The sequence below is a fragment of the Mesorhizobium sp. LMG 17147 genome (assembly GCF_024297145.1).
In the GTDB taxonomy this organism is placed as follows: domain Bacteria; phylum Pseudomonadota; class Alphaproteobacteria; order Rhizobiales; family Rhizobiaceae; genus Mesorhizobium.
The window spans coordinates 1-6,611 of record NZ_JANCTC010000041.1 but is presented as its reverse complement, the minus strand read 5'-3'; the positions used below and the strand labels follow the sequence as shown (position 1 = coordinate 6,611).

At 60.2% G+C, this 6,611-nt stretch carries 8 protein-coding genes; 5 read left to right on the top strand and 3 right to left on the bottom strand.

Translation table 11 applies throughout. The features are described from left to right. Positions 1-307 (bottom strand): alcohol dehydrogenase catalytic domain-containing protein (locus tag NMG46_RS29360; protein WP_254820761.1); only part of this gene is annotated, 307 nt, incomplete at its 3' end. 255 nt (positions 308-562) lie between these two features. On the opposite strand from NMG46_RS29360, the gene NMG46_RS29355 reads away from it, so the two are divergent. The 5 genes from NMG46_RS29355 (at position 563) to NMG46_RS29335 (ending at position 5,194) form a co-directional block, all read left to right on the top strand. After that, on the top strand, positions 563-1,813 hold the full coding sequence (locus tag NMG46_RS29355) for an ABC transporter substrate-binding protein (RefSeq protein WP_254820760.1): 1,251 nt from the start codon (positions 563-565) through the stop codon (positions 1,811-1,813). Between the two features lie 66 nt (positions 1,814-1,879). Beyond that, positions 1,880-2,806 carry a PQQ-dependent catabolism-associated beta-propeller protein gene (locus NMG46_RS29350; protein WP_254820763.1) on the top strand — a complete coding sequence of 309 codons (927 nt, stop codon included), beginning with the start codon at positions 1,880-1,882 and terminating at the stop codon, positions 2,804-2,806. Between the two features lie 98 nt (positions 2,807-2,904). Further along, positions 2,905-3,693 (top strand): ATP-binding cassette domain-containing protein, encoded by a 789-nt coding sequence (locus NMG46_RS29345; protein ID WP_254820759.1) that lies wholly within the window; start codon positions 2,905-2,907, stop codon positions 3,691-3,693. Between the two features lie 11 nt (positions 3,694-3,704). Next, the gene (locus tag NMG46_RS29340) at positions 3,705-4,565 is read left to right on the top strand and encodes an ABC transporter permease (protein ID WP_254820762.1); all 861 of its coding nucleotides are present in this window, start codon (positions 3,705-3,707) and stop codon (positions 4,563-4,565) included. Next, positions 4,565-5,194 carry a hypothetical protein gene (locus NMG46_RS29335; RefSeq protein WP_254820758.1) on the top strand — a complete coding sequence of 210 codons (630 nt, stop codon included), beginning with the start codon at positions 4,565-4,567 and terminating at the stop codon, positions 5,192-5,194. Before NMG46_RS29340 ends, NMG46_RS29335 begins: the two co-directional genes overlap by 1 nt. 21 nt (positions 5,195-5,215) lie before the next feature. On the opposite strand, the gene NMG46_RS29330 is transcribed toward NMG46_RS29335, so the two are convergent. Together NMG46_RS29330 and NMG46_RS29325 are read right to left on the bottom strand one after the other, a co-directional pair. Then, positions 5,216-5,416 carry a hypothetical protein gene (locus NMG46_RS29330; protein WP_254820757.1) on the bottom strand — a complete coding sequence of 67 codons (201 nt, stop codon included), beginning with the start codon at positions 5,414-5,416 and terminating at the stop codon, positions 5,216-5,218. 271 nt (positions 5,417-5,687) lie between these two features. Then, positions 5,688-6,473: an oxidoreductase gene (locus NMG46_RS29325; RefSeq protein ID WP_254820756.1), complete on the bottom strand. Its 786-nt coding sequence runs from the start codon at positions 6,471-6,473 to the stop codon at positions 5,688-5,690. Between the last annotated feature and the right edge of the window lie 138 nt (positions 6,474-6,611).

Here is a 6,611-nt window from a genome sequence, read left to right as displayed (position 1 = left end):
TCTTGCGCGACAGGCAGGACGGGCACTGCCGGCATTCCGGCGTATAGAGCGGGATGACATGGTCGCCCTTCCTGACCGAGGTGACGCCCTTGCCGATATCGACGACGATGCCGGCGCCCTCATGGCCGAGGATCGCCGGAAACAGGCCTTCGGGGTCGGCGCCCGACAGCGTGAACTCGTCGGTGTGGCAGATGCCGGTTGCCTTGATCTCGATCAGCACCTCGCCATCGCGAGGACCCTCGAGGTCGACCTCCATGATCTCCAGCGGCTTTCCGGCGGCGACGGCAACAGCGGCGCGCGTTTTCATCAGGCAATCCTCCCAAGACAACCCATAGAGTTTCACATTCCGGCATTGCTGCGGATCATCTCGGAGTCGAAGACCGCAACACGCTCATTCATCGCCGTATTCCCACGAAAAGGCATAGGACTAAAGCAGACACGCAAGTCCACTTGCAGGCCTTTGATAAATCTTGTGGGGTCCGCTAAGCTCATCGCGGGCACCTTGAATTCGCGCTGGTCCGGGAACAATCGGACTTTAGTGCAAGAACAGGCAGTTTTATCGATGACGAGCGCGGTGCCGGGCACTCTCGCGGCCTTTTTGTGCCTTTTTTTCCAGACCGCCGACATTGCGGACGTGGTGGCCCAGGAAGTGACGGGCAAGCAACCGGTCGCAACCGACAGGCCGGAAAGAAAGATAACCGAAATCAGAATAGGTTATTTGCGGGCCTACGCGCCGCAACTGGCGCTTTCCCTGCTGGACCTGCCGCCACGCGACGAAGGTGTTGCCGGCGCCAATGTGGCGATCGGCGACAACAATACGACAGGAAAGTTCCTCAGCCAGAAATTCAGCCTCGACATAGCCGAGGTCAAGCCGGACGCCGAAGCGGTTCAGGCGTTCAACGATCTGATTGCCAAAGGTGACCGCTATGTGGTCGCGGACCTCTCGGCCAGGCAATTGCTGTCGATCGCAGACATCGCCCGCGACAAGGGCGTTCTGCTCTTCAATGTCGGTGCTACCGACGACAGCCTGCGCGAGGAAGACTGCCGCATAAATATCTTCCATGTCGCGCCGACGCGAAGCATGCTGGCTGACGCGCTGGCGCAGTATCTCGTGGTAAAGAAATGGCCGAATTGGGTGCTGCTCTACGGTTCGCATGAGCAGGATCATCTATATGCGGACGCGTTGCGCCGCGCGGCGGCCCGCTTCGGCGGTCAGATCGTCGCCGAGAAGGAGTTCAAAGACACCGGCACGGCGCGCCGCACCGACACCGGCGCCACGCAGATACAGCAGCAGATTTCCGTGTTCACGCAGGATCTGCCGGAGCATGACGTGGTGCTTGTCGCCGATGAGAGCGAGGTGTTCGGAACTTATGTGCCCTACCGCACCTGGACACCACGGCTGGTCGCCGGCACGGCGGGCCTTGTCGCGTCGTCCTGGCATCCTGCGAGCGAGCAATGGGGCGGCATCCAGATGCAGAGCCGTTTCCTGAGGACGACCGGCCGGCGAATGCTGTCCAAGGACATGTCGGCCTGGACGGCGGTGCGGGCGGTGGGCGAAGCCAGCACGCGGACCAATGGCGACGATCCGAAGAAGATCGGCGACTACATCCGCTCGGACGATTTCTCGGTCGCCGCCTTCAAGGGACAGAAGCTGACCTTCCGCAAATGGAACCATCAGCTTCGCCAGCCAATCCTGCTCGGCGACACCAAATCCGTCGTCTCGACATCGCCACAGGAGGGTTATCTCCACCAGATCTCCGAGCTCGATACGCTCGGTATCGATCAGCCGGAAACGAAATGCATTCTTAAGTAGAACCAATCGGGAGGAATCTTCGTGCAGAGACGAGCTTGCGCACTCGCCATTCTCGCAACCGGCTTCATGGCCAATCCGGCGTGGGCTTACACCGTTTATGTCTCCAACGAGAAAGACAATACGATAACGGTCGTCGACACGGCGACGATGCAAGTGGTGAAGACCGTCGAAGTCGGCCAGAGGCCGCGCGGTATCACCATCTCGCATGACGGCAGGTTCATCTATTTGTGCGCCAGCGATGACGATACGATCGAAATCATCGATACCGGGACGCTGCAGATTGTGGGCACGCTGCCATCCGGCCCGGATCCCGAACTGTTCGTGCTTTCGCCCGACGGCACCACGCTCTACGTCGCCAACGAGGACGACAATCTCGTCACCGCGATCAACATCGAGAGCAAGCAGGTCATGACCGAGATTCCCGTTGGGGTGGAGCCTGAAGGCATGGCTATCAGTCCCGATGGCAAAACCATGGTCAACACCTCCGAAACCACCAGCATGGCGCATTTTATCGACACCGACAGCCATGAGGTGACCGACAATGTCCTGGTCGACACGCGTCCGCGCTTTGCGCAATTCAAGCCCGACGGATCACAGATCTGGGTCAGCGCCGAAATCGGCGGCACCGTCAGCGTCATCGATAGTCTCAAGCGCGAGGTGGTGAAGAAGATCCAGTTCGCGATTGCGGGACTGCGGCCCGAAACCATCCAGCCGGTGGGCATCGCGATCAGCGCCGACGGCAAGAAAGCCTATGTCGCGCTCGGCCCGGCGAACCATGTCGCCGTCATCAATACCGAAACCTACGAGGTGGAAAAATACATCCTGGTCGGCCAGCGCGTCTGGCATCTCGACTTCACCCCCGATCAGAAGACGCTGATCACCACCAACGGCAATTCCAATGACATCACCTTCATCGACACGGCGACGGACGAGCCGGTTCAATCGGTTACGGTGGGCCAGCAGCCTTGGGGCGTGGCCATATCGCCCCACTAGACCGCAGCAATGATCAGGGAGGCCGACGTGATGAATATTTGCCGCGGGGATGTTGCACGTGCACTAGATAACCAGCGCGCCCCGAAGGAGCCAGCGGCATGCAGCACGTGAGGACAAGCGGAGCTGGAGACGAGGTGGCGGCACTCGACGTTGCCGGCGTCAGCCATTCCTATGGTGCGAAGCGGGCGCTCAACGATGTCTCATTCTCGATCGCGCCGGGAACTTTCACCGTTCTGCTCGGCCTCAACGGCGCCGGCAAGACAACTTTGTTTTCACTGATCAGCCATCTTTACGGCACCCGCCGCGGATCGATCCGCATCTTCGGCCATGACGTCAGCCGCGCTTCGGGCGAAGCGCTCAGGCGTGTCGGCATCGTGTTCCAGGCACGCACGCTCGACCTCGACCTCAGCGTCCACCAGAACCTCTCCTACCATGCCTCATTGCATGGCATCGGCGGACACCAAACCCGGCAGCGCATTGCCGCGCTGCTCGATATAGTCAACATGCATGGCCGCCAGCATGACAAGGCACGCAGTCTTTCCGGCGGCCAAATGCGGCGCATCGAGATCGCGCGGGCGCTGCTCCACCGCCCTTCCCTGCTGCTGCTCGACGAGGCGACGGTCGGTCTCGATATCCAGTCGCGTGCGGGCATTTTGGCCACCATCCGCAAACTCGTCGAAACCGAGGGCATCGGTGTGCTGTGGGCGACGCACCTGATCGATGAGGTCGAAGACGGCGACCATGTCGTCGTGCTGCGGCAGGGCGACCTGGTTGCCAAGGGTAAGGTGGCCGATGTCGTTGCGATGAGCGGTGCCAGTTCGATCCGCGACGCCTTTTCCAGGCTCAACCGCATCGATACAAGCGGCATCGCGGAGATGTCGCCATGAGCGCTCCCGCAATGCCCGCAAAAGTCGCGACCCTCACGCCGGTGAGTTTCGAACAATTTGGGCTCCGTCACTACCTCACTTGCCTAAAAGGGATCGTCGTGCGGGAGTGCCTGCGCTTCCTGCATCAGCGCGAGCGCTTCATATCCTCGCTGGTTCGGCCGCTCGTCTGGCTGTTCATTTTTGCCGCCGGATTCCGGCAGGTGCTCGGTGTATCGATCATCCCGCCCTACAAGACCTACGTGCTCTACGAGGTCTATATCACGCCGGGCCTGTGCGGCATGATTCTGCTGTTTTCGGGCATGCAGTCTTCGCTGTCGATGGTCTATGACCGCGAAATGGGCAACATGCGCACCCTGCTGGTCAGCCCCTTCCCGCGTTGGTTTTTACTGATCTCGAAGATGCTCGCCGGTGTCGCCGTGTCGATCGCGCAGGTTTACGCGTTCCTGATCGTTGCCTGGTTCTGGGGCGTCAAGGCGCCGCCGCTTGGCTATCTCACCGTGCTGCCGGCGCTGTTCCTGTCAGGCATGATGCTGTGCGCGCTCGGCATGCTTCTGTCTTCGATGATCAAGCAGCTCGAAAACTTCGCTGGCATCATGAACTTCGTCATCTTTCCCGGCTATTTCGCTTCTCCGGCACTCTATCCCTTGTGGCGTATCCAGGAGGCCAGCCCCCTGCTCTACAAGATCTGCCTCGCCAATCCGTTTACTTATGCCGTCGAACTGATCCGCTTCGCCTTCTACGGCCAGGTTGAGTGGCTGTCGCTGGGCGTCGTTGCCGGCTGCACGCTGCTGTTCCTTGCCGCCGCCATCATTGCCTACGACCCTTCGCGCGGCCTGATGACCCGCAAACAGGACACGGGAGGAAATACCTGATGGCACGAATGAGCCTTGTTCGCGGCCTGGCTCTGGTTGCCATGCTCGCGCCGGGCATTAACGCCATGGCAGCCAACCCCGATCCAGACTGGCCCTGCATGCAGCGCAAGGTGCCGCAACTCTCGCTCGGCCAGATTTGGAACGGACCGGACCTTCCTTCAGCCGCGAAGGACTGGTCGAAGGACCCCACGATCTCCGCCCTGATCGAGGAAGTGGCAGCTCGCCGGATGCCGATTGCGGAAGCTCAAAAGAAGATCAGGGATTTCGCGGCCTCCTTGCCGGCAGAACAGCTTGCACCCAAAATGGCGATGCTGGTGCAAGGCATGTTCGATCACCTGGACGCCGAGCGCTCGCAGGTGATTTCGGGCATTTCCCGCTACGCCCACAAGCAGCTCGAAATGGCCGCCGCGTTGCGGAAGGAAGGGTCCGATGTCGATGCGTTGCGGGCAAAGCCGGATGCAGATCCCGAAGAGATCGATCGGCGAACCGAAAAGCTGAAATTCGCAACGCGAATTTTCAATGAACGCGTCCAATCACTGACTTACGTCTGTGAAGTGCCGACGATCATCGAGCAGCGGCTTTACCAATTGTCCAAGGTTGTCTCGGAAACGCTTGGCGCGAAGAAATAGAACCCCATTCGATTGCGGATCTCACGAACCCCGGCCGGGCAGCACCCGCCAGTGCCGCACGACATAACCGGGATGCGTCTCGATCCACTGGGCGACCAGCGACTGCGCCTGCATGAAAGCGGTCCCGGGATTCATCGCCAGGCCGTCCACCATCTGTTCGCGTTGTTCACAGGTCTGCGGCACAGCCGTCAGGCAGACCATCATAACGAGCGTGTAAAGCATTGCCCCTTGTCCCCATCGAATCCCGAACCCCATGCCGGGAGGTTTCCGTGATACCCACCAGTCTGCAGGGGTCGCACATACAGATCGCTTACGGGTGCTGAAAGGGCGCGGCCCCCGCTCTTCCGCGCTGCAATATAACATGCCGCTAATCTAACGCCAACGACGGCAGGGCGTTTCTCAGGAGTAATCGGGTCAGGTTGCGCCGCGCCAATGTGGTGCCGATGTTTCCAGCGTCGATGATTCCGATCTTCACGGGTGTTCATCGATGTCATCAAACCGGCAGCCCGAGTTGCTTTCGCAGGCTTTTGTCGAATGCGGATGCGGGGACGAAACGGCGCAGGAAACTGACCTGGCGCGCCATTTTTCCAGCCGCATAGCGTCCCTTCAGAGCGGGATCGGTCGCAGCCGCCAAAACGGTCCTGGCCACCACTTCCGGCGCATCGCCTTTTTCCATTGCTTTGCGCACAGCTGCATTTATACCCGCGCGCGCGGCGTCGTAGATATCGAGCAACTGATCCGGCCTGGCGAGATTTTCTTCAAATGAGGTGCGGGTATAGGCGGGCTCCACCAACACGACGCGAATTCCGAAAGGACGCAGTTCGTGGTCGAGCGATTCGGAATAGCCCTCAACGGCATGCTTGCTCGACGAATAAAGCGCGAAATAGGGAGCTGGAATGAACCCCTGCACCGAGCTCAAATTGACGATTCTGCCCTTGCCTTGACGGCGCATTGTCGGCAGGACCGCTTTGGTTACTCGCATAACGCCAAAGACGTTCACGTCAAACAGCGACTTGGCCTGGGCCATCGAGGACTCCTCCGCGCCACCAAGCAGGCCAACGCCGGCATTATTGACGAGCAGGTCGATGCGCCCGGTCTCGGCCAGCACGTCCTGTACAAGTTTTGCCACGGACGCGTCATCGGTCACGTCGCCGGTCAGCATGGTAATGCCGTCGGATCGTTCGGCGACCGCGCGACGGCTGGTTCCGAACACGCGAAAACCCGCGTTCTGCAGGGCTTTGGCCGTTGTTTGCCCGATGCCGCTGGATGCCCCGGTCACCAGGGCGACCCCTAGCAGGCTGTTGAAGAAGTATGTCGCGCGGCCTTGAGGATGACCTCATCGCCGTTGTGATAGGCAAACGTGATTTCGATGGAGCCATCGTCGAGCAATTCGGCATGGCCATCGCCTGTGACTTCG